Here is a 23,154-nt window from a genome sequence, read left to right as displayed (position 1 = left end):
AGTCTGGGGGCGAATCCGGTGCACCGCCGCCAGGGGGCCTGCCCCCCACACAGACCGGAAAGACCATGGCTTCCACCACACCCACCCAGACAGACACGGCTCCGCCTGTCGCCAGGAGCGGAAGGTCCACCGGCCGCGCCGGTGACAAGATCTTCGCCGGGCTCTCCAAGGGATCCGGCATCCTGCTCCTGGTGATCATGGCGTCGATCGCCGCCTTCCTCACCTACCGTGCCTCGATCGCACTGTCGAAGAACGAGGGCAACTTCCTCACCACCTTCGACTGGAACGCGTCGGCCAACCCGCCCGTCTTCGGCATCGCCGTCCTGCTCTTCGGCACCGTCGTCAGCTCGATCATCGCGATGGCCATCGCGGTTCCGATCGCCGTCGGCATCGCCCTGTTCATCTCGCACTACGCGCCGCGCAAGCTGGCCGCGCCCCTCGCGTACGTGGTCGACCTGCTCGCCGCCGTACCGTCGATCATCTACGGCATCTGGGGCGCCCTCTTCCTCGTACCGCAGCTGAACGGCCTGAACCTCTGGCTCGACGAGTACCTGGGCTGGACGTACGTCTTCGAGAAGACCCAGATCGGTGTCGCCCGCTCGCTCTTCACCGTCGGCATCCTGCTCGCGATCATGATCCTGCCGATCGTGACCAGCGTCAGCCGCGAGGTCTTCCTCCAGGTCCCGCGCATGAACGAGGAGGCCGCCCTGGCCCTCGGCGCGACCCGCTGGGAGGTCATCCGGATGTCGGTGCTGCCGTTCGGCCGCTCCGGTGTCATCTCCGCCTCGATGCTCGGCCTCGGCCGCGCACTCGGCGAGACCATGGCCGTCGCGACCGTCCTCTCCCCGAGCTTCCTGATCTCGTTCCACGTCCTGAACCCGGGCGGCGGCACCTTCGCGCAGAACATCGCCGCGAAGTTCGACGAGGCCAACGAGTTCGGCCGGGACGCGCTGATCGCCTCCGGTCTGGTCCTCTTCCTGCTCACCCTGCTGGTCAACGGTGCAGCTCGCCTGATCATCGCTCGCCGCAAGGACTTCTCGGGGGCGAACGCCTGATGAGCCACGCACTCCAGGACCAGCGGCCCGCCCGGGCCCCCAAGTCCGCCGCCCCCGCCGGCCTCACCCGAGGCGGCCTGCCCCGCTGGGCCCCGGCCGGCATCACGGTCCTCTCGATCGCCCTCGGCTGCGGCATCGGCCTCGCCCTGGACCTGCACAGCAAGGTGCAGTGGGGACTGCTCGCGGCCGTCCTGTTCGTCGTCATCACGTACACCGCTAGCGCGGTCGTCGAGAACCGGCGTCAGGCCAAGGACCGCGTCGCGACCTCCATGGTGTGGGTCTGCTTCGTCCTCGCGGTCGTCCCGCTGCTCTCGCTGATGTGGACGACGATCAGCCGCGGCCTGGAGCTCCTGACCGGGAACTTCCTGACGCACTCCATGAACGGCGTGACCAGCTTCGACGAGGGCGGCGGCGTGTACCACGCGCTGCTCGGCACCATCGAGCAGGTCGCCCTGGCCACCCTGATCGCCGCTCCGATCGGCCTGCTGACCGCCGTCTACCTGGTCGAGTACGGCCGGGGCTCCCTCGCCAAGGCCGTCACCTTCTTCGTCGACGTCATGACCGGCATCCCCTCCATCGTCGCGGGTCTGTTCATCCTGACGACCTGGAACCTGATGCTCGGCTTCGGCCCCTCCGGCTTCGCCGGCGCCATGGCCCTGTCGATCCTGATGATGCCCGTCGTGGTCCGCTCCACCGAGGAGATGCTCAAGCTCGTCCCGAACGAGCTGCGCGAGGCCGCCCTCGCCCTCGGCGTGCCGAAGTGGCGCGTGATCCTCAAGGTCGTGCTCCCGACCGCGATCGGCGGTATCGCCACCGGTGTCATGCTGGCCGTGGCCCGCATCGCCGGTGAGACGGCGCCGATCATGCTGCTGGTCTTCGGCACCCAGCTGATCAACGCCAACCCCTTCGAAGGCGCCCAGTCCTCGCTCCCCCTCTACATCTGGGAGCAGTACAAGGTCGGCAGTGAAGCCTCCTACGACCGGGCGTGGGCCGCAGCCCTCGTACTGATCGCCTTCGTCATGATCCTCAATCTGGTGGCCCGCGGCATCGCCCGCTGGAAGGCCCCGAAGACCGGTCGCTGACGCGACTGTATGAAAGCGAAGTGACCCCTCATGGCGAAGCGAATCGACGTCAGCGGACTGTCCGCCTTCTACGGCACCCACAAGGCCATCGATGACATCTCGATGACCGTGGAGCCCCGCTCCGTGACCGCCTTCATCGGCCCCTCCGGCTGCGGCAAGTCCACCTTCCTGCGCACCCTCAACCGCATGCACGAGGTCACCCCCGGCGGCCGCGTCGAGGGCAAGGTGCTCCTGGACGACGAGAACCTGTACGGCGCCGGCGTGGACCCGGTCGCGGTCCGCCGCACCGTCGGCATGGTCTTCCAGCGCCCGAACCCCTTCCCCACCATGTCGATCTTCGACAACGTGGCGGCGGGCCTGCGGCTGAACGGCAACTTCAAGAAGTCCGAGCTCACGGACATCGTGGAGCGCTCCCTCAAGGGCGCCAACCTCTGGAACGAGGTCAAGGACCGCCTGAACAAGCCCGGCTCGGGCCTCTCCGGCGGCCAGCAGCAGCGTCTGTGCATCGCCCGCGCCATCGCGGTCGAGCCCCAGGTCCTCCTGATGGACGAGCCCTGCTCGGCCCTCGACCCGATCTCCACCCTCGCCATCGAGGACCTGATCGGCGAGCTCAAGGAGCGCTTCACGATCGTCATCGTGACGCACAACATGCAGCAGGCGGCCCGCGTCTCCGACCGCACCGCCTTCTTCAACCTCTCGGCGGTCGGCCAGCCCGGCAAGCTCGTGGAGATCGACGACACGGACCGGATCTTCTCGAACCCGTCCGTGCAGGCGACCGAGGACTACATCTCGGGCCGCTTCGGCTGAAGAGATGTGCTGAACGTCCTGCGGTGCTGCATGGCGGTGCCACCGCAAGACGAAAGAAAGAAAAAGGCCGGCTCCCCCTGGGTGGGGGGAGCCGGCCCGCTTTCGTTCCCGCGTCCTGGTTCCTGCGTCCTGCTTCTCGCCCGCTACACGAAGGCGAGGTTCACGATCCAGAAGCAGACCGCGGCGACCAGGGCCGCGGCCGGCATGGTGATGAACCAGCCGAGGACGATGTTCTTGGCGACGCCCCAGCGGACCGCGTTCACGCGCTTGGTCGCGCCCACGCCCATGATCGCCGAGGTGATGACGTGCGTGGTGGAGATCGGCGCGTGGAAGAGGTACGCCGAGCCGAACATGATCGAGGCGCCCGTGGTCTCGGCCGCGAAGCCCTGCGGCGGGTCCAGCTCGATGATCTTGCGGCCGAGGGTGCGCATGATGCGCCAGCCACCCGCGTACGTACCCAGCGACAGCATCACGGCACACACGATCTTGACCCAGATCGGGATCGCGTCGTCGGCGCTCTGCACATCGGCGATGACCAGCGCCATCACGACGATGCCCATCGTCTTCTGCGCGTCCTGGAGGCCGTGGCCGAGCGCCATGGCGGCCGCCGAGACGGTCTGCGCGATACGGAACCCGTGCTTGGCCTTGTGCGGGTTGGAACGGCGGAACATCCACAGGATGACCACCATCACCAGATAGCCGGCGACCAGACCGACGACCGGCGAGGCGAACATCGGGATGACGACCTTGTCGATCACCCCGCTCCAGATGACACCGGTGCCGCCCGCCAGCGCCGCGCCCACCATGCCGCCGAACAGCGCGTGCGAGGAGGACGAGGGCAGGCCGAAGTACCAGGTGATCAGGTTCCAGACGATCGCGCCGACGAGCGCCGAGAAGAGGATCCACATGCCCCGGTTGCCGTGGGGCGTCTCGATCAGGCCCTCGCTGACCGTCTTGGCGACCCCGCTGCCGAGGAAGGCGCCGGCGAGGTTCATCACGGCGGCCATCGCCAGCGCCGCGCGCGGGGTCAGCGCCCGCGTCGAGACGGAGGTGGCGATCGCGTTCGCCGAGTCGTGAAAACCGTTCGTATACGTAAAGCCGAGCGCGACACCGATGGTCACGACCAGAGCGAAGGTGTCCACGAGGTTCAGGACTCCTTGACCGCGATGGTCTCCACCGTGTTCGCAACGTGCTCGAACGCGTCGGCCGCCTCTTCGAGCACGTCGACGATCTGCTTGAGCTTCAGCACCTCGATGGCGTCGTACTTGCCGTTGAAGAGCTGCGCGAGCAGCTTGCGGTGGATCTGGTCGGCCTGGTTCTCAAGGCGGTTGACCTCGATCCAGTACTCCGTGAGGTTGTCCATCGTCCGCAGGTGCGGCATGGCCTCGGCGGTCAGCTCGGCCGCGCGCGCCAGGACCTCGATCTGCTGCTCGACTCCCTTGGGGAGCTCCTCCACGTTGTAGAGGACGACGAGGTCGACGGCCTCCTCCATGAAGTCCATGATGTCGTCGAGCGACGACGCGAGGTTGTAGATGTCCTCACGGTCGAACGGCGTGATGAAGGAGGAGTTCAGCTGGTGGAAGATCGCGTGGGTCGCGTCGTCCCCCGCGTGTTCCGCTGCCCGCATCCGCTCCGCGATCTCGGCCCGGGCGGAGGAGTCCGCTCCGAGCAGTTCCATCAGGAGCTTGGAGCCTGTGACGATGTTGTCCGCGGATGCGGCGAACATGTCGTAGAAGCTCGTCTCCCTGGGGGTCAGACGAAATCGCACGTGAGGTCCTCGGGGTGCATTGGATTCGGTCAGGCTGATGCTAGGCGCATCCCCCGGCCACGGCTAACCGGCAGTTCCCCAGTGTCCTCCATCAGGCAGAGTGAGGACCACGGACCCCTGCCCCTTCGGCAGCGGCCCAGTACCCTATACCCACGAGGGGTATATATCCCTTCGTTCCGGACCACGGGAGGACCCATGACGATCATCGAGGCGGAGGGCTCCGGAGCGGACGTGCCCCAGGAGGGCGCGGCGGTCCACGGCTACCACCACCAGAAGGACGAGCACCTCAAGCGACTGCGCCGGATCGAGGGGCAGATCCGCGGCCTCCAGCGGCTGGTCGACGAGGACGTCTACTGCATCGACATACTCACCCAGGTCTCGGCGAGCACGAAGGCCCTCCAGTCCTTCGCGCTCCAGCTGCTGGAGGAACACCTGCGCCATTGCGTCGCCGACGCGGCGGTCAAGGGCGGCACCGAGATCGACGCGAAGGTCGAAGAGGCCACGAAGGCCATCGCCCGCCTCCTGCGCACCTAGCCCGGGACCCGGCCGGTCAGCCCGACCAGATGCCCATCAGCACCTCGTCGATCCGGTCCTGACTGAGCCGCTCCTCCGCCGCCGCCGACGCCGCGATGATCAGCTCACCGCACAGCTCGATCTCGGCGAGGGCCACGTGGTCCTGCACCGTCGTACCGCCTGCGGGAGTCACGCGTGTCACCTCAATCTGCCGTCTACGGTCATCGACGCTCGGGCCCGGTTCTCAGCGTAGGGACGCCGTGCCCCGGGGCGCATGACACGGATGGACCATTTCCGGATACCGACCCATGGCCCGATCGCGCCGCTGCCCCTCCGCCCGCCCCACTATTCGGCGATCTTCCCGGCGTAAATGTCCCCACTTGCCGGCAATACGACGTTCACCGGCGTCCCGAACCCGTACAGCAGCGTGGTCGACGAGACATCGATCACGCCATTGTTGACGTACGTGAACCGGTGCCGGACCTTCCGCAGTCGCCCCTGCTCGTCCAGGTAGACGTCGAACGGCACGGTGTCCTTGCTGAACCCTTTCGCCGCCGCCTCCAGTGCCCCCCGCACCTCCGCCGACGCACTCCCCGCGGCCCGCCCGATGTCGGTGGTCCCGCGGTAGTGCCGCACCTTGGTGCCCGCCACCTCGGTCTCCCCGACGTACGTCACCTCCTGCGCGCCGCGCAGCAGCTCGGCCGCGACCAGCGGATCGGTGGCCCCGCCCGTGATCAGGTTCCCGTCGGCGAGGGCCGTCGTGTCGACCCGGACCCACTTGTCGGCGGGGACGCCCGCACCGCGGTTCTTCATGTACAGCGCGCCGGGCACGAGCAGTTCGGTGATGGGCCGGTGCTCGTCCTCGCCCTTCACATCGGTCGGGAGCATCACCAGGAGCTGCCCCATCCGGTTCTTGAAGTCGACGCCGCCCTCGCCGCGGATCGTGACCCGGGTCCCGCCCGTGGCCATCTCCATCGCCGTACGGGCCCGGGCGCTGCCCGTCTTCGTCAGTGCGTCGGCTGCCCCGCGGACCACGGCCGCCGCGTCCACCGGAGGCCTGTCGTCGCCGACGGCACCGCCCGCGCACCCGCTCATCGCCGTGACCGCCAGGGCGACGCCGGCAGCGCGCACCGCCTCACCCGCACGTCCGGGCCGCCGCCTGTGCTGGTGCACCACCATCGCCTGCCAACCCCCAACGCATGACCGCTGCTTGCCCGAGGCCCCCACCCGCTCCGCTTAACGAGGTCCCGGGTTTCCCGTCACGGGGCGCACCCTCCCCGGGCGGCGGCCCCCCGGGTACCGTGGGGGTGTGGAACCGCACACAGACGCGACCCTGCTTCCTCCGCTTGCCTCCGAGCCGCTCCCGCGGCCTACGTCAGAGCCGCAGCCACCGACAGGCCACACCACATCCACCGCCGAACGCGGAGCGTTCTCCCTCGCGGTCTGCACCTGCGGCTGGTCCGGCCCGGCCCGCCGCTCCCGCGACCTGGCCCGCAAGGACGCCGCCCGCCACCCGGCGGCGTAGAGCACGAACACCCGCCAGCCGCGCCACCAACCTGCCCGGACAACCCACCTAGCCCGTTCGGACGGCCCGGCTGGCCGGGGCCGGCCGCAGCGGATGCCCTTGAGGCATGCCAGGATCCGCAGCCCGCCTCACGGCCCTCCTCTGGGCCCTGCTCATCGCGTTCGCCCCGGCCGCCGCGGCCTGGGCCCGACCCGTGGGCTCGGCGGACAGCCCGGCCGACGTGGCCCTGGCCATCGGGCTCACCGCCGCCGCGGCCGCGGCCACCGGCTGGTGGCTGCGCTCCCGGTACCGCCGCGACGGCGACGCCGACGGCGGCGATCGGTGACCCCCCGGCAGCGCCGGCCGGTGGTCCGGGTGTTCTTCGGGGCGGCGGGGCTGTGCCTGCTGGTGGCCGCGCTGCTCGCCGTATGGGATTCCTACGCGCGGACCTGAGTCCGCGTCGCCCTCAGGCGGCGAGGTCGTTCTCGTGCGTCCGCTGCCCCCCGGGCGGGTTCTGGGTCTGCGTCGCGAGCCCGACCGGCCGGGGCACAGCCCGGCCCTTGGCCCGTACGAGCCGCCCGACGCGCGGGGAGCCGGCCACCGCGCGCACCACCGGGGTGAACAGCGCCATGGCGAGCGGCGCGAGCACGAGCACCACGGCGGTGCCGAGCGCGAGGCCGCCGATGACGTCGGTCGGGTAGTGGACGCCCGTGTAGACGCGGCAGAAGCCTTCGACGAGGGCCAGTCCGATCCCCAGGAGGCCGATCTTCCGGTTCGCCAGGAACAGGCCCACGCCCAGGGCCATCGCGAGGGTGGTGTGATCGCTGACGAAAGAGAACTCGGTGTTCCCGATCCCCGCGCCGAAGCCGGGATCGAGCACCTGCAGGCCCTCGTGGTGCCGGAACGGCCGTTGCCGCCCGACGAATTCGCGCAGCGGGACGTTGACGAGCAGGGCCAGCCCGGCGGCCAGCGGGGCCCACACCAGTGCGGCGAAGGACTCGACGGCCGTGGTCTCGTCCTGGCGACGGGCACCGCGCCAGCACCACAACACCAGGAGCACCAGGGCCAGCAGGATCCCGTACTCACCGGCCAGGCTCACGGCCCGGTCCAGCCAGTCAGGAGCCCGTCGGGCCGCTCCGTTGACCTCGTACAGCAGGCTGACATCCACGTTCGGCCCACCTGTTGTGAGTCCAGCCATGGTGATGCGGCCCCTTGCTCTTGCCGTGGTTCCCCTGCGGGCGCACCCCTGTGTGCACCCCTTCGCCCCCCACTTGATCAACCCCCGCGCCCATGGAACGCCCGTTCTGGCATCTACGTTCCACTCTCCACCGAATGATCACTCCAACGTTATCGAAGAGTGACTCATCGTCGCAGCTCAGGGCCTTGGCCTCACGGAGAGTTGCTAGGGCGCCCGACCAGCACCGAACGCTCCGGAAGGGCCTCCGCCCCGTCCTTCGTCACGCGCGTCGCACCGAAGTAATCGGGAGTGTCGATCTTGTCGAAGCGGATCACGGCACCGGTGTACGGGGCGTTGATCATGTATCCGCCGCCCACGTACAGCCCGACGTGCCGGATCTCCCGCGAATTCGTCAGATCATCGGAGAAGAACACCAGGTCACCGGGGAGCAGTTGGTCGCGCGAGGGATGGGACCCCGCGTTGTACTGGTCGTTGGCCACGCGCGGCAGCTGGATCCCGACCGTCTCGTACGCCGCCTTGGTCAGCCCGGAACAGTCGAACCGCCCGCCCTGGTCGGCCGTTCCGTTGCCGCCCCACAGGTACGGCGTGCCGAGCTGCTTCTGTGCGAAGTAGATGGCCCCGGCCGCCTGTTGCGAGGGCGCCACCCGCCCGACGGGCCGCGCGAAGCTCTTCTCCAGGGCCCGGATGGACTTCACGTAGCCCTGCGTCTCGCTGATCGGCGGCACGCCCCCGGCCTTGATGACGCGGTAGGGACCGGCGTTGTAGGCGGCGAGCATATTGTCGGACCGATCCCCCGGAACCTGGGCGACGTCCTTGGCGAGTTGGCAGTCGTACGAGGCCGCCGACGGAATGGCGTCCTTGGGGTCCCAGATGTCACGGTCACCGTCACCGTCACCGTCGATGCCGTACGTGGCCCAGGTGCCCGGGATGAACTGCGCGATGCCGCGCGCGTCGGCGTGGCTCACCACGTCCGGCTTCCAGCCGCTCTCCGTGTAGAGCTGCGCCGCCAGCAGAGCCGGGTTGAGGGCGGGGCACAGGTTGCCCCACTTCTCCACCAGCGGCTGATAGACCGCCGGCACCGCTCCCTTGACCAGTCCGACGGCGCCCTGCCTGCCGCCGTTCACGATCCCCGCCGCCGCCGAGTACGTACCGACGACGAGCAGGGCGACGAAGGTCAGGCACACACCGATCCCGAGCCCGCTTGCCATCCAGAACTTGCGCACTCGTCAACACTGCCTCATGGAACGTCACCTGACAGTGTATTCGTCGGCCAGACCCGTCACTATTTCACCGGAAAGCCGGTGCAATAGACGCTGCTGTACTCCTTGACGCTCCTGACCCGGTAGACCAGCACCGTCCAGTCACCGGGATCGTTGGCGAGCGGGATGGCCGGGAACCTCTTCGTGGTCCCCCGGTTGTCAACGAGCTGCGTGGCGAAGTCGTCCGGATACGTGAGCTCCACCTCGCCGCCGGTGGCCGGGTCCTTGAGGTCGACGGGCTTGCTGGTGTAACCGATGCCGTGGTTGTAGTCGCGGACGAACTCGTACGGGCGCTGGGTGCTCTCGTCGATCTCATGCGGAGCCTTGACCCCGACGGAGACCGCGTAGGGACCCGTCTCCGTGTTGTACGGCTTCAGGTACACGCGGATCTTGACCTTGCCCGTGACGGTCCGCGCGCTCGGGTCGTCGGCGTCGACGACGGAACCCACCAGGAACTCCGCCCGCTCCTCAGCGGGCAGGCTGCAACCCCCACCGCCCGGACCGGCACTGGTCCACAGGTCCCGCGACACCTTGTTCGGCTCGATGTGGTCGGGCACGGCCCCCGACCCGCTGCCGCCGCCCTGGGAAGAGGGGGCGGCACTCGAAGCCGGCCGGCCCGATCCGGACGGCCCGGCCGGTCCGCCGGGCGTGGCCGCGGCGCTCGGCGCGCCCCCGGCCCGCTGCCCTCCGCCGTCCCCCTTGCCGTCCTTGCCGTCCTCGTCCTGGAGGAACAGGTACCCGCCCGTGACGAGGCCGCCCGCCACCAGACCGCCGACGGCCGCCAGCGCCCAGCGCGGCGGACGCCGACGGCCGGTCTCCCGGGCCGGGCCCCGGCCCTGGCTCTGGACGTGAAACTGGCCCGGGTGCGGGTGCGGGTGCGGGCCCGGACCGGCGGGGACGTACGTCGGCACGTAGCCCGAGCCGGCGGGCAGCCCCGGACCGATCGTCGACGGCAGCCCCGGCACCTGCGCGGCCCCGCCCGCGGTCGCCGTCAGCGCCGCGTACACCGGATCGTCCACCAGCGCCGAGTCCACCGCGCAGCGCCGGATGATCTCGGCCAGGGCCGGCCGGTCCCCCGGCTCCGTCGCCACACAGGCCCTGATGAGCGCGGCCAGGTCCGGCTCCACGCCCTCGACGTCGATCTCGCCGTGGACCGCACGGAAGTTGACCGCGGTCGGCTCCCCCGTCCCGTACGGCGCCCGGCCCGTCGCCGCGTAGGCGAGCGTGGCGCCCAGCGCGAAGACGTCCGCCGCGTCCGCCACCTCGCCCCGCAGCAGCACCTCGGGAGCCGTGTAGCCGGGGGTGCCCGGAGCGGCGCCGTCCTGCGTCAGAGCCGTCTCGGCCACGCCCTTGGCGATGCCGAAGTCGATGAGCTGCGGCCCCTGCCCGCCCAGGATGACGTTCTGCGGCTTGAGGTCCCGGTGCGTGACCCCGTACGCGTGCACGCTCGCCAGGCCCTCCGCCAGCGCGGCGAACAGCCTGCGGCACGCGGCGGCCGGCAGGGCCCCGTACTCGCGCACCGCGTGGCTCAGCGTGGGCCCCGCCACGTACTCGGTGGCGAGCCAGTAGGGCGGCGCCGCCAACGACGCGTCGATCAGGTTCGCGGTGTACGCGGAGCGCACCGCGCGGACGGTCTCGGCCTCCCGGCGGAACCGCGCGAGGGCCTCCGGATGCCCGGTGATCTCTTCCTTGATCACCTTGATGGCGACCAGACGACCACCCGGCGACCGCCCGAGGTACACCTGCCCCATGCCACCGGCACCCAGCCGGGCCAGCAGTGCCTGCGCACCGATGTGCGCCGGATCCGTCTCTCTCAGGGCCTCCATCCGCCCGAGCCTGCCACACGCACGCCCCGCCCCTGACAAGGGGGTTGGGTTGGCAGGGCGGCGCTACCGGGGTGCGACGAAGAGGCTCTGCGCGCTGCGCCCGATGGGGCCCTTCTCGTCGTGCAGCAGCGCGTCCGCCAGCCCGATCCCGGCCGCGTCCACGCTCGTACGGGCCTCCACGCAGGCCCACTCGCCGACCGGATGGCGGTGCAGGTGCACGGTCAGGTCACCGTTGATGAAGAGGTAGCGCCCGAAGTCCATCACCGCACTGATGCCGTTGCCCGAGTCCGCGGCGACCAGCACCCGGTCCAGCGCCCTGGTCTCCTCCCCGGCGACGAGCGGCACCCTCATCCGCATCCAGCAGGTCCCGGGCCCCGGCTCGACGAAGGCGCCCTCGGTGAACCGGGTCTCCATGGCCGAGTGGTAGCCCGTGTCCCACGGCACCGGGAAGAACGGCGTCACGTCCACCTCCCCCGGCGGCGGCACCCGCGGCCCCGGCGCCACGGCCGGCACGGCCTCCTCGGCCACCCGGATCCGCAGGGCCCGCGCCAGCATCACCGGCGCGGCCCCCGCCGGGGCGAGGGCCGCCTCGACCACCTCGGTGCTGCGCCCGGCCCGGAGCACGCTCGTGGTGATCTCCAGCTCGCCGATCGGCACCGGGCGCAGGATCTCGTACGTGATCCGGGCGATCCGCATGTCCGCGCGCGCACCCGGCCGCTCCTCGACGGCCCGCCCGAGCAGCGCGGCCGGCGGGCCGGCATGCTGCGAGCCCGGGTCCCACGGCCCGCGCGTGTACTCGGTGGCGGTGAACCGCCCGGCATCAAGTCGTTCGAAGAACCCCTCGGCAGCGCCCATACCCGCACGCTACCGACAGGTAACCGGCTCCACAACGCCCGCCAGGGAGCGTGGCGGGCGTCGCCGATCACCCCTCAGCGGGCGAAGCCCAACCCCACCCCCAGCCCCACCAGCACCGACCCGATGGCCCGGTTCAGCGTCTTCTGCGCCTTCAGCATCCGGTCGCGCAGCCGCGAGTCGGAGAAGAACAGCGCCACCGTCCCGAACCAGCCCAGGTGCGCCGCCGACATGAACAGCCCGTAGCCCGCCTGCTGCCACACCGGGGTGTCCGGGTTCACCACCTGGGTGAAGGTCGAGACGACGAACAGCGTCGTCTTCGGATTGAGCACATTGGTCAGGAACCCCGACCGCATCGCCCCCAACGGGCTCAGCGGCGGCTTCGACTCCAGGTCCACGGACACCTCGGCCCGCGCCCGGAAGGTCCGTATCCCGATCCACACCAGATAGACCGCACCCGCCAGCTTGATCGCGGTGAACAGCGCGGTGGAGGAGGCGATCAGCAGACCGACCCCGAGCATCGTGTACGAGACGTGGACCAGGACCCCCGCCGCGACCCCGCCGGCGGCGAACAGCCCGGTGGGCCGCCCGTAGAGATAGCTGTTGCGGACCACCATGGCGAAATCGGCGCCGGGACTGATCACGGCGAGAAGAGTAATAACGGCGACTGCGATCACTTCGGTCATACGCCGATGCTCACGCCCGCCCCCTCTTGGATCAACCCCAGCCGCCTCCAGCAGACTTGAAACGTGACCACGCACCCGCAGCCGCGCCCCCTCCCGCTCTCCCTCTCCCCCTTCCGCCCCGCCGAGGACGGCCCCCTGCTGCACACGTGGGTGAAGACCCCCGTCGAGCTGATGACCTGGGCGGGCCCCTCCTTCACCTGGCCCCTGGACGACGCGCAGCTCGCCGCCTACGCCGCCGAGCCCGGCCGGCACACGTGGACCGCGGTGTCCCCCGGCAACCACCGCATCGGGCACGTCTCCGTCGCTGGCACCCGCCTCGGCCGCGTACTGATCGCACCCGAGCAGCGCGCCCTGGGCCTCGGCCGGGCCCTCGTCTCCCAGGTCGTCGGCCTCTGCTTCGGCGAGCTGGGCCTGCCGGAGATCAGCCTCGGCGTCTGGGCCCACAACACGGCGGCGATCCGCATCTACGAAAGCCTCGGCTTCCGCACCGAGCAGATCCTCGAAGACGTGGAGGAGGTCGACGGCGCCCTCTGGACCGCCCACCAAATGCGGCTCACCGCCCCCACCCGGTAACAATGGACGGGTGCCGAACCCCCTCCCGCTCCCCCTCCCCCTCCTCGAAGCCGACTGCGCGAACTGCTTCGCGCTGTGCTGCGTGGCCCTGCCCTTCGCCAAGTCCAGCGACTTCGCCGTGAACAAGCCCGCCGGAACCCCCTGCAAGAACCTCCGGCAGGACTTCCGCTGCGGAATCCACACGCGGCTGCGCGACACCGGCTTCCAGGGATGCACGGTCTTCGACTGCTTCGGGGCGGGCCAGCAGGTCTCCCAGGTCACCTTCGGCGGCCGCGACTGGCGCGCCCACCCGGAGACCAGGGGCGAGATGTTCGAGGTGTTCCCGGTGATGCGGCAGCTGCACGAGCTGCTCTTCTACGTCGCCGAGGCCCTGACCCTCCCGGACGCCGCCCCGCTCCACACGCAACTGCGCCGCCTGCTGGAGCGGACCGAAGAGTGGACCCGCGCCGATGCCGACGCCCTCACGGCCCTGGACATCACCCCGCTCCGCGCGGAGATCAACACCCTCCTGCTCGAGACCAGCGAGCTCGTACGGGCCAAGGTGCCGGGCCGCAAGAAGAACCACCGAGGCGCCGACCTGATGGGAGCCCGCCTCGCCGGAGCCGACCTGCGCGGCGCGAACCTCCGCGGCGCCTACCTGATCGCCGCCGACCTCCGCCGCGCCGACCTCCGCAGGGCCGACCTGATCGGCGCCGACCTCCGCGACGCCAACCTCCGCGGCGCGGACCTCCGAGGCGCCGTCTTCCTCACCCAACCCCAACTCAACGCCGCCCAAGGCGACCCCACCACCCAATTCCCCCCCACCCTCACCCGCCCCACCCACTGGACCTGACGGGACACCCCAGCCCCGCCGGCGTTCGAGGCGCGGGGGCCCGGGGGCGGAGCCCCGATCTCCAACCCCGCGACCACCCACCCAGCCCCGCCAAATCCAGCCCCGCCGGCGTTCGAGGCGCGGGGGCCCGGAGGCAGCGCCCCCGCAACGACGCCGCACCCGGCAGCGGTCCCGCCGCACCATCCAGCCCCGCGGCGTTTGAGGCGCGGGGCCGGGGGCCCGGGGGGCAGCGCCCCCGCAACGACGCGCACCCGGCAGCGGCGGCCGGGCCCCGGACCAGCTCAGCCCACCGCTAGGCGACCCGCGTCAAAAACCCCCGCACGGCAGCGAAGTACCCCTCCGGGTCCCCCGCCCGCACCGCATGCCCCGCCGGCAACTCAACCATCCGCACCCCCGCCCTCCGCACCGTCATCTCCCGCGCATGCTCCGCCGACAGCACCCCGCTCCGATCCCCCCGCACCAGCAGCGTCGGCTGCCGCACCCCCAGCCAGTCCCCCCAGTGGTCCTCCTCCCAGCGCCGCCCCAGCCGACCGCCCGGCCGCTTCACGACCCGCCCCGGCGTGACCGTCTCGCCCCGCCGGAACTGCTCCCACGTGAGGTCGACCCGTACGCCCCCGGGCAGCAGGTTCCACCAGTGGTAGCCCTCCGGCCGGCCGTCGTGGAGCACCTCCCCCAGCACGAGGTCCCCGCCCACGAGGTCCTGCACGACCAGCGCGGTGATGTCGCACTGCCCCCAGGCCGGATTCTCCGGGGTCCAGGGCACCTTGCCGAGGCCGGCCGGCTCGGAGGTCTCCGCCGACCACCCCGCCCGGATGGCCGCCTCGAGATCCGCGAGAGTCCATGGAGTCGTCATGCTCCCCAGCCTCCCGCACCCCACTGACAGCGCCGCCGACGACGGACGGGCGAAACATCAGACAAATGTCAGCGAGTCAGCCCAACGACACGCGACCCCACTGCGCCGAACGGTCGCCCTTCGCCCCACCCGTACGCCGAGACGACAATCATTGCCCGGCGTCACCCCTCGTGATACACAGAGTGACCGCACGTTCTTGCGCATGAACACCGCCCCTGCCCAGGTCAGAGCGCGGAGGCCGGGCGGGGTCCGCGATATCGGGTAAAGAGAGCCGTCAAGTCGACGACGGCGGCGGTTTCATCAGCGAAGATAGTGCGTAACCCCTGCCGTCGGGCAGGGGGCTTCCGGAACTACCCATACAGGGGCGGTGAGTTACATGATCCTGGCAGCCGAAAAGGGCGACATCACCACCATCATCGGCGGAATCGCCCCGAACTGGGGGCCGTTCGGCAGTCTCGGCAACGAAGCGAAGGTCATGATCGAAGTGGTCATGGCCGTGGCGATCCTCCTGTGCCTGGGCATCGCCATCTGGGGGGCCGCCAAACAGCGCATCGGCGCGACCGCCCTGCGCGACACGTTCAGCGCGGAACAGGGCAAGGGCCTGATCGTCGCCGGCCTCACGGGCGTCTTCATCATCGGCTCCCTGGGCACCCTCTTCACCATCGTCTACGGAATGGCCGTCTAGCCGGGCCACACCGCGGGCCGTACCCGATGAGGAATCACGACACCGCGCCTACGCGGGAACCAGCGCTACCGTCGTACGACGCGGAGGGGGCCGACACGGAATGAGCAACGACGACCAGTACGGCGGCGGCCACGGCGAGGTCGGCGGCACGGGCCAGACCCGCACCCGCCTCCCTGACTCCCCCACCGACCCGTACGGCCCCGACCGCCGCTCCCCCCGCACCGCCCGCAGCCTCGTCACGGTGGTCGGCGTCGTGGTCCTCCTGATCGCCGCCATCGCGTTCGCGAACCAGTCCCCGGACACCCCCGAGGACAAGCCCGCGGACAACAACCCGGCCGCCTCCTCCACGGCCGCCACGGGCACGACCCCGGTCACCGGCAAGACCGCGGGCATCCCCAGAGGCTTCGCCCACGACGAACAGGGCGCCCAATCGGCCGCCGCCAACTACGCGGTCGCTCTCGGCTCCGACGGCATGTTCAGGAAGAACACCCGGCATGCCCTCGTCGACGGAATCTACGCGCCGGACGTGGCAACCCGGATGAAGGGCCCGCAGGACGAGGCGTATTCGGCCGAGTTCCTCGCCAAGCTCGGTCTGGACGCGAACGGCAACCCCCCGCAGGGCAGCACGTTCGTCACCCGTGCAGTCCCCATCGGCACCCGCGTCGAGAGCTACAGCGCGACCACCGCGAAGGTCTCCGTCTGGTACACGGGCATGATCGGCATGTCCGGCGCCAAGTCGACGGACCCGGTCCGCACCCTCTGGAAGACCTGGACCTTCGAACTCAGCTGGGTCGGCGAGGACTGGAAGGTCGTCGACGACACCCAGCAGGACGGGCCTGCCCCGGTTCCCGGTGATGTCCCCGTGTCGACATCCGACGACATGAGCAAGGCCATCAAGGAATTCGGAGGATTCACTTATGCCCGCTAGCCCGCGGCTCCCCGCCCGGCTGGGCGTGATCGCCTCCGCCCACCTGGCCGTCGTGGCACTCTCCACCCGCGCCTACGCCGCACCCACCCCCACTCCCACCCCGCAGACCAGCAACGACCCCTGCGCCCTTCTCGACGGCCCCTCCAAGCAGTACTGCCAGAGCGGCACGGGCACGTCCGGGGGCAACCCTGGGACAGGACTGGCACCCAGCGACGGCGGAGAGGCCCTCAACCCCCTCGCCTCCCTCGCCCGAGGCTGCGCCGACGCCGCCGCCTGGATCGTCACCAAGCTCAGCGAAGCGGTCAACGGCTCGGCCGAAGTCGACTTCACCAACCCCGCCTTCCTCAAGCAGTACTCCGTCGTCTTCGCCGCCTCCACCATCCTCACCCTCGTCCTCTGGCTCTTCGCCGTCGCCAAGCGAGCCGTCCGCGGCGTCCCCCTCACCACCGCCATGTCCGAAGCCATCGGCTTCCTCTGGCTCACGGTCCTCGCCTCCGCCTTCACCCCCCTGATCCTCTACACCGTCGTCTCCGCCACCGACGGCGTCACCGCCGTCATCGCCTCCGCCACCGGCGGCCAGACCGACGTCTTCTTCGGCTCCTTCTCCGAGGCCCTCAAGAAGGGCGACGACATCGGCGGCGGCCCGATCATGCTGATCGTCGTCGCACTCGTCACCGTCCTCGCCGCCGGCGTGCTCTACCTGGAGCTCTTCATCCGGGCCGCCCTCCTCTACGTCGGCGCCCTCCTCGGCGTCGTCGTCTACTCCGGCCTCGTCGACCGCAACCTCTGGGGCCACGTCCGCCGCTGGGCCGGCATCATGATCGCCGTCATCCTCGTGAAGCCGGTCATCGTCATCGTCCTCGGCCTCGCCGGAGCCCTGACCGGCGAGAAGGGACCGAACGCCTTCTCCGCCGTCGTCACCGGACTCGCCATCATCCTCCTGGCGATCTTCGCCTCCGCGATGATCTACCGCTTCGTACCCGGCTTCGGCGACGAGATCGCCTCCGCCCGCTCCAACCGCAGCAAGGCCACCGACGGCGCCCAGGCCGCCGCCGTCATCAGCTCCCCGGCCTCCCTCGTCTCGCAGGGCATCAAGACCCACAGCAGCCGCGGCGCCCACCGCGGAGGCGACGGCGGAGGCGGCAACAACGCGCCCCGCCCCGCCAACCCCCTCTCCGGAGGCGTGGCCGCCCACAGCAGCCGCCCCACCTCCGGCGGCGGAGGCGGCGGATCTGTCCCCTCCGCCGCACCCGCACCCCGCACGAGTTCGAGTACGAGGAACACAGGAGGTGACGGGCGTTGACGACCCAGTCCCACCAGATGCACCCGGTCGCGCCCCGCCGCACGTATCTCATCGGCCGGGCCCGGCCGAACGCGATCGTCGGCAAGAACCGCGAGACCGGCGAGATCGCCCTGATCATCGCCGGGGCGTTCTTCGGCATGATGAGCGGACTGCTCGTCCCCGACCTCACCCTGCGCATCGTCAGCCTCGCCGGCTTCCCCATGATCGCGCTCGCCGCCGTGTACGTCCCGTACAAGGGCCGCACCTTCTACCGCTGGTTCGAGATCAGCCGTAGCTACAAGCGCACCCTCCGCCGCGGCACCACCTACCGCTCCTCCGCCATCGAGGCCGGCACCCGCGCCTCCGACGGCCGCGAGGTCGAGGTCGGCCCGCCCCCCGGCATCGGCCGGATCAACTGGCTCGCCGCCCCCTTCGGCCCCGACGAGATCGCCGTACTCCTCCACGCGGACCGGCGCACCGTCACCGCCGCCATCGAGATCGAGGGCCCCGGCGTCGGCCTGCGCGACAGCGAGGACCAAGAGGCCCTCGTCGACCGCTTCGGCACCCTCCTCAAGCACGTGGCCAACGGCGACGGCTTCGTCACCCGCCTCCAGATGCTCGCCCGCACCCTGCCCGCCGACCCCGACGCGCACGCCAAGGACGTGGCCCAGCGCGGCGACACCCAGGCCCCCGGCTGGCTGCGCGAGTCCTACGAACAGCTCCAGTCGATGGTGTCCACCTCGTCCGAGCAGCACCGCGCGTACCTCGTCGCCTGCATGCACTACACGCGCGAACTCGCCGCCGAGGCCCACACCATCGCCCGCGCGGCCACCCCCCACAAGGGCCGCAAGCTCGACCGCGACGCCGGCCTCGCCATCGTCATGGCCCGCGAGCTCACCGACATCTGCGCCCGCCTCGCCGAAGCCGACATCCGCGTCCGCCAGCCGCTCGGCCAGGGCCGCCTGTCCTCCCTCGTGCACTCCATGTACGACCCGGACCATCCCATCGACCACATCCAGGCCATGACCAAGCGCAACGCCTGGCCGGCCGAACTCGACGCCGTCGAGCCCACCTTCCTCCAGGCCAAGACCCGCGAGTCCTCCACCCGCGCGCCCTGGTGCCACGCCACCGCCTGGGTCAAGGAGTGGCCGATGACGCCCGTGGGCGTCAACTTCCTCGCCCCCCTCCTCGTCCACACCCCCGACGTCATCCGCACCGTCGCCGTCACCATGGACCTGGAGCCCACCGAGGTCGCCATCGAGCGGATGCTCACCGAGAAGACCAACGACGAGGCCGACGCCTCCCGCGCCGCCAAGATGAACCGCACCGTCGACCCCCGCGACATCGCCGCGCACGGCCGGCTCGACCAGAGGGGTGAAGATCTCGCCAGCGGTGCGGCCGGAGTCAACCTGGTCGGGTACATCACGGTGTCCTCGCGTTCGCCCGAAGCCCTCGCCCGCGACAAGCGGACGATCCGCGCCTCCGCCGGCAAGTCCTACCTGAAGCTGGAATGGTGCGACCGCGAGCACCACCGCGCCTTCGTCAACACCCTGCCGTTCGCCACCGGCATCCGACGCTAGCTGGAGGGAAGTGCCGCCCATGCGAGATCCCATGTCCGCCCTGACGGACGCCTTCACCAGCTTCCTCTTCGGCAAAGTCGAGACCACGCGCCTGCCCGTACGCACCTCCACCGGGCAGGCGCAAGCCGTCTACCTGCCCACCGCCGCCCCCGGACTCGGCGACTCCGGCGTCATCATCGGCCGCGAGGTCTACAGCGGCAAGGGCTACATCTACGACCCCTTCCAGCTCTACGGCCAGCAGCTCCCGGCCCCCCACTGGCTGGTCCTCGGCGAATCCGGCAACGGCAAGTCCGCCCTGGAGAAGACGTACGTCCTGCGCCAGCTCCGCTTCAAGGACCGCCAGGTCGTCGTCCTCGACGCCCAGGGCGAGGACGGCGTCGGCGAGTGGAACCTGATCGCCCAGCAGCTGGGGATAACCCCCATCCGCCTGGATCCGATCGCCGCCAACGACGACGGGATCCGCCTCAACCCCCTCGACCCGGCCATCACGACGACCGGGCAGCTCGCGCTGCTCCGGACCATCATCGAGGTGGCCATGGGCCACGGCCTCGACGAGCGCGCCGGCTTCGCCCTCAAGGTCGCCCACGCCTACGTCGTCGACACCATCCGCGACCGCCAGCCCGTCCTCACCGACATCGTCGGACAACTGCGCCACCCCGAAGCCGAATCCGCCCTCGCCATGAACGTCGACATAGACGATGTCCGGGCCTGGGGCCTCGACGTGGCCCTGGTCATCGACCGCCTCGTCGACGGCGACCTGCGCGGCATGTTCGACGGCCCCACCACCGTCGGCATCGACCTCGACGCGCCCCTCATCGTCTTCGACCTGTCCCACATCGACCGCAACTCCATCGCCATGCCCATCCTGATGGCGATCGTCGGCGTCTGGCTGGAACACACCTGGATCCGACCGGACCGCAAGAAGCGCATCTTCCTGGTCGAAGAGGCCTGGCACATCATCAACAGCCCCTTCGTGGCCCAGCTGTTCCAGCGCCTGCTGAAGTTCGGCCGTCGCCTCGGCCTGTCCTTCGTCGCCGTCGTCCACCACCTCTCCGACGTCGTCGACGGCGCGGCCGCCCGCGAGGCCGCGGCCATCCTCAAGATGGCCTCGACCAGAACCATCTACGCCCAGAAAGCGGACGAGGCCCGAGCGACGGGCCGGGTCCTGGGCCTGCCCCGCTGGGCGGTGGAAATCATCCCGACCCTCACTCCGGGCATCGCCGTCTGGGACGTCAACGGCAACGTCCAGGTCGTCAAACACCTGATCACCGAAGCCGAACGCCCCCTCGTCTTCACGGACCGCGCCATGACCGAATCCTCCACGCCCGTCCGCCTCTCGGAAGACATGCTGGCCGCCGAACTCGAAGCGGAGGAACGCGCCCTGTCCATCGAACGCAGCCGCGGCAACGGCGGCCCGGGTTCCGCGACCACGGTGGCCTGACCATGCACGACGCACGGCGTACGGAGTCCCCCGCGCGCGGCGGCGGCATCCCGGACGGCCTGCTGGTCGGCCTGCTGGCCTTCCTCCTCGGCCTGGCCGTCCTCGTCTGGACGGCCACCGGCCTGGCCGCCGTCTTCGCCAAGGGCACCTGGCCCGACACGGTCACCTTCACCCGGACCCCGGAAGCCGTGCGCGCCCTGATAGCGGAACCGCACGACATCCCCGCCGCCTGGCCGGACACCGACCCGGCGGCCCTCTCGGGCTGGGGCCTGTTCTGGGGCCTGTTCGTCAGCCAGCTCCTGGTGATGTTCGTGCTCACCGTCTTCGCCATCGGTGTGATCGCCCGCACCAAGTCCCGCCGCGCCCTGGCCAAACAGCCCCCGCCGACCACCCCAGCCCCGCCGACCCTTCCAGCCCCGCCGGCGTTTGAGGCGCGAGCGCCCGGGGGCAGCGCCCCCAGCAACGCACCCGCAGCGGCCACACCAGCTCAGCCCCCCATCCCAGCCCCGCCGGCGTTTGAGGCGCGGGGGCCTGGGGGCAGCGCCCCCAGCAACGCACCCGCAGCGGCCACACCAGCTCAGCCCCCCACCCCAGCCCCGCCGGCGTTTGAGGCGCGGGGGCCTGGGGGCAGCGCACCCAGCAACGCACCCGCACCCGCACCAGCGGCCACCGCCCCCTCCGACGAGGCCTACCGCTACGGCTTCGGCTACGCCCCCCACCCGGCGGCAGCCACCACGGCAACCCCCACGGCAGCCCCCGCACCCCCGCACGGTCTCACCTACGCCGGCCCCGACGACCGCCTGCGCGCCGCGGCCCACCGCATCGGCGAAGCCGCCGGCGCAGTCCTCGTCGTGACCTCCTCCCCCGCCCTCTGGGCCGAGACCAAGGACGCCCGCGCCAAACTCGGCCCGGTCCTCCTCTACGACCCCTCGCACCTGTGCGACACGCCGGCCCGCATGCACTGGAACCCCGCCGAGGGCTGCGCCGACCGCGACACCGCCGCAGCCCGCGCGATCGCCCTGCTGGCCCCCGTACGTCCCCAGGCCCGCATGGACGCGGCGGTCGCCGACACCGCGGAAACGCTCCTGCGCAGCTGGCTCCAGGCCGTCGCCCTCGACGACCGCCCGTTCAAGCAGCTCCACCGCTGGGCCCAGGGCAACAGCGCCCAGGATCCGGTCCGCATCCTGCGCACCCACCCCCAGGCCGCCCCCGGCTCGGCCGGCGAGCTGGAGAGCGCCCTCACCGCCCACCCCGAACGCCGGGAACTGGCCCAGAATCTGACGGCCCGGGCCCTCTCCTGCCTGACCTCGATCCACATCCGCGAGGCCTGCAATCCGAACCGAACAGATGCACTCACCCTGGCATCGTTCGTGACCGAAGGGGGCACCCTCTACATGGTGGGTGAGCCTCTGGAGGATCCCCGCGCCCACCCGGGTGCGATGCCCCTGCTGACCGCACTCGCCTCTCACGTGGTCGAGCACGGCCGCCGCATGGCCGCACGGTCATCCCACGGTCGGCTCGACCCACCACTGTCCCTGGTCCTGGACGACGTGGCCGCCGTGGCCCCGATCCCCCAGCTCCCGGAGCTCCTGGCCCAGGAGACCCTTCCCCTCCTGGCCCTGTGCCGCAGCCGCGAACAGGCCCGCTCCCGCTGGCCCGACGCGGACCTGCCCTGAAACTCAGGGCCTCGGGATCACGAACTCCATCTCCTTGGCGGACGGGTCGCTCTCCAGCGGCACCCGCACGCCACTGTCCTGGAACCCGATGCGCCGGTAGAAGGCCTGCGCGCGCTCGTTCCGCTCGTGCACGTAGAGGCGTACGCGTTCCAGCGCGGGCCCCTCAAGCGACCAGGCCCACTCCAGCCCGGCCCGGAACAGCTCTTCGGCGACCCCGGTCCCCCGCTGGCCCTCGCGGACGAACACGCCGACGACGTGTCCCTGGGTCGTCTCGATCTCACGGTCGAGGAAGTCGGTGGTGCCCAGCTCCTCGACCAGTACGGTCACGGAGCCGTTCCACACCCCGTCGGGCCCCACGGCCACGAACTGCCGCACGGCCCGCCCGGAAGCGGCGTTGGCGGTCCGCTCCTGCCAGACGCTGTCCGGCCTGGCCTCGGCGAGCTCGACGGTGTCAAGGAAGGCGATGGGAGCCACGGGATCCTGGAGGGAGGCGATCCGCAGGTCCCTGACCTTCTCCCACTCGTCTTCGCGCACCGGCCGTATCACATGCTGGATATCACTCATAGTCGCCGATCCTAACCAGAGGACCACGCAGACTTCATCCGCATAAACGCAGAAAAGCCCCGCACCGAACCCGAAGGTTTGGTGCGGGGCTTTCCCGCAATGATTGTTCGGCGGCGTCCTACTCTCCCACAGGGTCCCCCCTGCAGTACCATCGGCGCTGAAAGGCTTAGCTTCCGGGTTCGGAATGTAA

At 70.6% G+C, this 23,154-nt stretch carries 25 protein-coding genes and 1 rRNA gene; 14 read left to right on the top strand and 12 right to left on the bottom strand.

What is annotated here, in order from left to right; genetic code table 11:
- Positions 1 to 65 precede the first annotated feature (65 nt).
- From pstC to pstB, 3 genes are read left to right on the top strand one after another with little or no spacing between them, the layout of a single operon-like run.
- Positions 66 to 1,055: a phosphate ABC transporter permease subunit PstC gene (pstC, locus tag IF88_RS0127980; RefSeq protein WP_030718346.1), complete on the top strand. Its 990-nt coding sequence runs from the start codon at positions 66 to 68 to the stop codon at positions 1,053 to 1,055.
- Positions 1,055 to 2,137: a phosphate ABC transporter permease PstA gene (gene pstA, locus IF88_RS0127975; RefSeq protein ID WP_030718344.1), complete on the top strand. Its 1,083-nt coding sequence runs from the start codon at positions 1,055 to 1,057 to the stop codon at positions 2,135 to 2,137. The genes pstC and pstA overlap by 1 nt, the downstream gene beginning before the upstream one ends.
- A gap of 30 nt (positions 2,138 to 2,167) precedes the next feature.
- The gene (gene pstB, locus IF88_RS0127970; RefSeq protein WP_030718341.1) at positions 2,168 to 2,944 is read left to right on the top strand and encodes a phosphate ABC transporter ATP-binding protein PstB; all 777 of its coding nucleotides are present in this window, start codon (positions 2,168 to 2,170) and stop codon (positions 2,942 to 2,944) included.
- Positions 2,945 to 3,087: 143 nt separating this feature from the next.
- On the opposite strand, the gene IF88_RS0127965 is transcribed toward pstB, so the two are convergent.
- Together IF88_RS0127965 and IF88_RS0127960 are read right to left on the bottom strand one after the other, a co-directional pair.
- On the bottom strand, positions 3,088 to 4,086 hold the full coding sequence (locus tag IF88_RS0127965) for an inorganic phosphate transporter (RefSeq protein WP_030718334.1): 999 nt from the start codon (positions 4,084 to 4,086) through the stop codon (positions 3,088 to 3,090).
- Positions 4,087 to 4,091: 5 nt separating this feature from the next.
- Positions 4,092 to 4,712 (bottom strand): DUF47 domain-containing protein, encoded by a 621-nt coding sequence (locus IF88_RS0127960; RefSeq protein WP_008742369.1) that lies wholly within the window; start codon positions 4,710 to 4,712, stop codon positions 4,092 to 4,094.
- Positions 4,713 to 4,907: 195 nt separating this feature from the next.
- Between IF88_RS0127960 and IF88_RS0127955 the strand changes: the two genes are divergently transcribed.
- On the top strand, positions 4,908 to 5,246 hold the full coding sequence (locus IF88_RS0127955; protein WP_030718331.1) for a metal-sensitive transcriptional regulator: 339 nt from the start codon (positions 4,908 to 4,910) through the stop codon (positions 5,244 to 5,246).
- Between the two features lie 16 nt (positions 5,247 to 5,262).
- On the opposite strand, the gene IF88_RS47400 is transcribed toward IF88_RS0127955, so the two are convergent.
- A complete protein-coding gene (locus IF88_RS47400; RefSeq protein ID WP_199808149.1) occupies positions 5,263 to 5,418 on the bottom strand; it encodes a hypothetical protein in 156 nt (51 codons plus the stop codon).
- Positions 5,419 to 5,570: 152 nt separating this feature from the next.
- Positions 5,571 to 6,404: a hypothetical protein gene (locus IF88_RS0127945; RefSeq protein WP_030718326.1), complete on the bottom strand. Its 834-nt coding sequence runs from the start codon at positions 6,402 to 6,404 to the stop codon at positions 5,571 to 5,573.
- Positions 6,405 to 6,534: 130 nt separating this feature from the next.
- Between IF88_RS0127945 and IF88_RS44220 the strand changes: the two genes are divergently transcribed.
- Both IF88_RS44220 and IF88_RS0127940 read left to right on the top strand, forming a co-directional pair.
- The gene (locus tag IF88_RS44220; RefSeq protein WP_199808145.1) at positions 6,535 to 6,750 is read left to right on the top strand and encodes a hypothetical protein; all 216 of its coding nucleotides are present in this window, start codon (positions 6,535 to 6,537) and stop codon (positions 6,748 to 6,750) included.
- A gap of 106 nt (positions 6,751 to 6,856) precedes the next feature.
- A complete protein-coding gene (locus IF88_RS0127940; protein ID WP_030718323.1) occupies positions 6,857 to 7,075 on the top strand; it encodes a hypothetical protein in 219 nt (72 codons plus the stop codon).
- A 120-nt stretch (positions 7,076 to 7,195) separates the two neighbouring features.
- Here IF88_RS0127940 and IF88_RS0127930 read toward each other — a convergent pair whose 3' ends face one another.
- The 5 genes from IF88_RS0127930 to IF88_RS0127910 all read right to left on the bottom strand — a co-directional run bounded on the left by IF88_RS0127930 (position 7,196) and on the right by IF88_RS0127910 (position 12,550).
- Positions 7,196 to 7,927, bottom strand: coding sequence for a phosphatase PAP2 family protein (locus tag IF88_RS0127930; RefSeq protein ID WP_030718319.1), 732 nt, complete (start codon positions 7,925 to 7,927; stop codon positions 7,196 to 7,198).
- Between the two features lie 191 nt (positions 7,928 to 8,118).
- Positions 8,119 to 9,135, bottom strand: coding sequence for a bifunctional lytic transglycosylase/C40 family peptidase (locus IF88_RS0127925; protein ID WP_158754602.1), 1,017 nt, complete (start codon positions 9,133 to 9,135; stop codon positions 8,119 to 8,121).
- Positions 9,136 to 9,209: 74 nt separating this feature from the next.
- Positions 9,210 to 11,012 (bottom strand): serine/threonine-protein kinase, encoded by a 1,803-nt coding sequence (locus IF88_RS0127920; protein ID WP_030718313.1) that lies wholly within the window; start codon positions 11,010 to 11,012, stop codon positions 9,210 to 9,212.
- 63 nt (positions 11,013 to 11,075) lie between these two features.
- Positions 11,076 to 11,867: a thioesterase family protein gene (locus IF88_RS0127915; RefSeq protein WP_030718310.1), complete on the bottom strand. Its 792-nt coding sequence runs from the start codon at positions 11,865 to 11,867 to the stop codon at positions 11,076 to 11,078.
- 74 nt (positions 11,868 to 11,941) lie between these two features.
- Positions 11,942 to 12,550 carry a LysE family translocator gene (locus IF88_RS0127910; RefSeq protein WP_030718307.1) on the bottom strand — a complete coding sequence of 203 codons (609 nt, stop codon included), beginning with the start codon at positions 12,548 to 12,550 and terminating at the stop codon, positions 11,942 to 11,944.
- Positions 12,551 to 12,613: 63 nt separating this feature from the next.
- Between IF88_RS0127910 and IF88_RS0127905 the strand changes: the two genes are divergently transcribed.
- Both IF88_RS0127905 and IF88_RS49145 read left to right on the top strand, forming a co-directional pair.
- Positions 12,614 to 13,123 carry a GNAT family N-acetyltransferase gene (locus tag IF88_RS0127905; RefSeq protein ID WP_030718303.1) on the top strand — a complete coding sequence of 170 codons (510 nt, stop codon included), beginning with the start codon at positions 12,614 to 12,616 and terminating at the stop codon, positions 13,121 to 13,123.
- 10 nt (positions 13,124 to 13,133) lie between these two features.
- Positions 13,134 to 13,955 (top strand): pentapeptide repeat-containing protein, encoded by an 822-nt coding sequence (locus IF88_RS49145; protein WP_030718300.1) that lies wholly within the window; start codon positions 13,134 to 13,136, stop codon positions 13,953 to 13,955.
- 292 nt (positions 13,956 to 14,247) lie between these two features.
- Here IF88_RS49145 and IF88_RS48320 read toward each other — a convergent pair whose 3' ends face one another.
- A complete protein-coding gene (locus IF88_RS48320; protein ID WP_063754849.1) occupies positions 14,248 to 14,808 on the bottom strand; it encodes an alpha/beta fold hydrolase in 561 nt (186 codons plus the stop codon).
- A 376-nt stretch (positions 14,809 to 15,184) separates the two neighbouring features.
- Between IF88_RS48320 and IF88_RS0127890 the strand changes: the two genes are divergently transcribed.
- The 6 genes from IF88_RS0127890 (at position 15,185) to IF88_RS0127865 (ending at position 22,400) form a co-directional block, all read left to right on the top strand.
- Positions 15,185 to 15,493 carry a hypothetical protein gene (locus IF88_RS0127890; RefSeq protein WP_008742356.1) on the top strand — a complete coding sequence of 103 codons (309 nt, stop codon included), beginning with the start codon at positions 15,185 to 15,187 and terminating at the stop codon, positions 15,491 to 15,493.
- A 100-nt stretch (positions 15,494 to 15,593) separates the two neighbouring features.
- On the top strand, positions 15,594 to 16,421 hold the full coding sequence (locus IF88_RS0127885; RefSeq protein ID WP_030718295.1) for a hypothetical protein: 828 nt from the start codon (positions 15,594 to 15,596) through the stop codon (positions 16,419 to 16,421).
- Positions 16,411 to 17,724: a hypothetical protein gene (locus IF88_RS0127880; RefSeq protein WP_030718292.1), complete on the top strand. Its 1,314-nt coding sequence runs from the start codon at positions 16,411 to 16,413 to the stop codon at positions 17,722 to 17,724. The genes IF88_RS0127885 and IF88_RS0127880 overlap by 11 nt, the downstream gene beginning before the upstream one ends.
- Positions 17,721 to 19,283 carry an SCO6880 family protein gene (locus tag IF88_RS0127875; protein ID WP_030718290.1) on the top strand — a complete coding sequence of 521 codons (1,563 nt, stop codon included), beginning with the start codon at positions 17,721 to 17,723 and terminating at the stop codon, positions 19,281 to 19,283. Before IF88_RS0127880 ends, IF88_RS0127875 begins: the two co-directional genes overlap by 4 nt.
- Positions 19,284 to 19,302: 19 nt before the next feature.
- Positions 19,303 to 20,724: an ATP-binding protein gene (locus tag IF88_RS0127870; protein WP_030718285.1), complete on the top strand. Its 1,422-nt coding sequence runs from the start codon at positions 19,303 to 19,305 to the stop codon at positions 20,722 to 20,724.
- A 2-nt stretch (positions 20,725 to 20,726) separates the two neighbouring features.
- The gene (locus IF88_RS0127865; protein ID WP_030718283.1) at positions 20,727 to 22,400 is read left to right on the top strand and encodes a hypothetical protein; all 1,674 of its coding nucleotides are present in this window, start codon (positions 20,727 to 20,729) and stop codon (positions 22,398 to 22,400) included.
- Between the two features lie 3 nt (positions 22,401 to 22,403).
- Here the strand turns inward: IF88_RS0127865 and IF88_RS0127860 are convergent, their stop codons facing one another.
- Both IF88_RS0127860 and rrf read right to left on the bottom strand, forming a co-directional pair.
- Positions 22,404 to 22,955, bottom strand: a complete 552-nt coding sequence (locus tag IF88_RS0127860) for a GNAT family N-acetyltransferase (RefSeq protein ID WP_030718273.1) — start codon at positions 22,953 to 22,955, stop codon at positions 22,404 to 22,406.
- A 114-nt stretch (positions 22,956 to 23,069) separates the two neighbouring features.
- Positions 23,070 to 23,154 (bottom strand): 5S ribosomal RNA (gene rrf, locus IF88_RS42380); the annotation flags it as partial.

It is taken from the genome of Streptomyces sp. NRRL F-2580, from assembly GCF_000720115.1.
Lineage (GTDB): Bacteria > Actinomycetota > Actinomycetes > Streptomycetales > Streptomycetaceae > Streptomyces.
This window is presented reverse-complemented; position numbering and strand designations above follow the sequence as displayed.

Coding starts and splice junctions, on each gene's coding strand:
- IF88_RS0127870 (WP_030718285.1), top strand. CDS start 19,303: ATGCGAGATCCCATGTCCGCCCTGACGGACGCCTTCACCAGCTTCCTC.
- IF88_RS48320 (WP_063754849.1), bottom strand. CDS start 14,808: ATGACGACTCCATGGACTCTCGCGGATCTCGAGGCGGCCATCCGGGCG.
- IF88_RS0127880 (WP_030718292.1), top strand. CDS start 16,411: ATGCCCGCTAGCCCGCGGCTCCCCGCCCGGCTGGGCGTGATCGCCTCC.
- IF88_RS0127940 (WP_030718323.1), top strand. CDS start 6,857: ATGCCAGGATCCGCAGCCCGCCTCACGGCCCTCCTCTGGGCCCTGCTC.
- IF88_RS0127930 (WP_030718319.1), bottom strand. CDS start 7,927: ATGGCTGGACTCACAACAGGTGGGCCGAACGTGGATGTCAGCCTGCTG.
- pstC (WP_030718346.1), top strand. CDS start 66: ATGGCTTCCACCACACCCACCCAGACAGACACGGCTCCGCCTGTCGCC.
- IF88_RS0127915 (WP_030718310.1), bottom strand. CDS start 11,867: ATGGGCGCTGCCGAGGGGTTCTTCGAACGACTTGATGCCGGGCGGTTC.
- pstB (WP_030718341.1), top strand. CDS start 2,168: ATGGCGAAGCGAATCGACGTCAGCGGACTGTCCGCCTTCTACGGCACC.
- pstA (WP_030718344.1), top strand. CDS start 1,055: ATGAGCCACGCACTCCAGGACCAGCGGCCCGCCCGGGCCCCCAAGTCC.
- IF88_RS0127925 (WP_158754602.1), bottom strand. CDS start 9,135: ATGGCAAGCGGGCTCGGGATCGGTGTGTGCCTGACCTTCGTCGCCCTG.
- IF88_RS0127920 (WP_030718313.1), bottom strand. CDS start 11,012: ATGGAGGCCCTGAGAGAGACGGATCCGGCGCACATCGGTGCGCAGGCA.
- IF88_RS0127865 (WP_030718283.1), top strand. CDS start 20,727: ATGCACGACGCACGGCGTACGGAGTCCCCCGCGCGCGGCGGCGGCATC.
- IF88_RS0127885 (WP_030718295.1), top strand. CDS start 15,594: ATGAGCAACGACGACCAGTACGGCGGCGGCCACGGCGAGGTCGGCGGC.
- IF88_RS0127955 (WP_030718331.1), top strand. CDS start 4,908: ATGACGATCATCGAGGCGGAGGGCTCCGGAGCGGACGTGCCCCAGGAG.
- IF88_RS0127945 (WP_030718326.1), bottom strand. CDS start 6,404: ATGGTGGTGCACCAGCACAGGCGGCGGCCCGGACGTGCGGGTGAGGCG.
- IF88_RS0127890 (WP_008742356.1), top strand. CDS start 15,185: ATGATCCTGGCAGCCGAAAAGGGCGACATCACCACCATCATCGGCGGA.
- IF88_RS0127910 (WP_030718307.1), bottom strand. CDS start 12,550: ATGACCGAAGTGATCGCAGTCGCCGTTATTACTCTTCTCGCCGTGATC.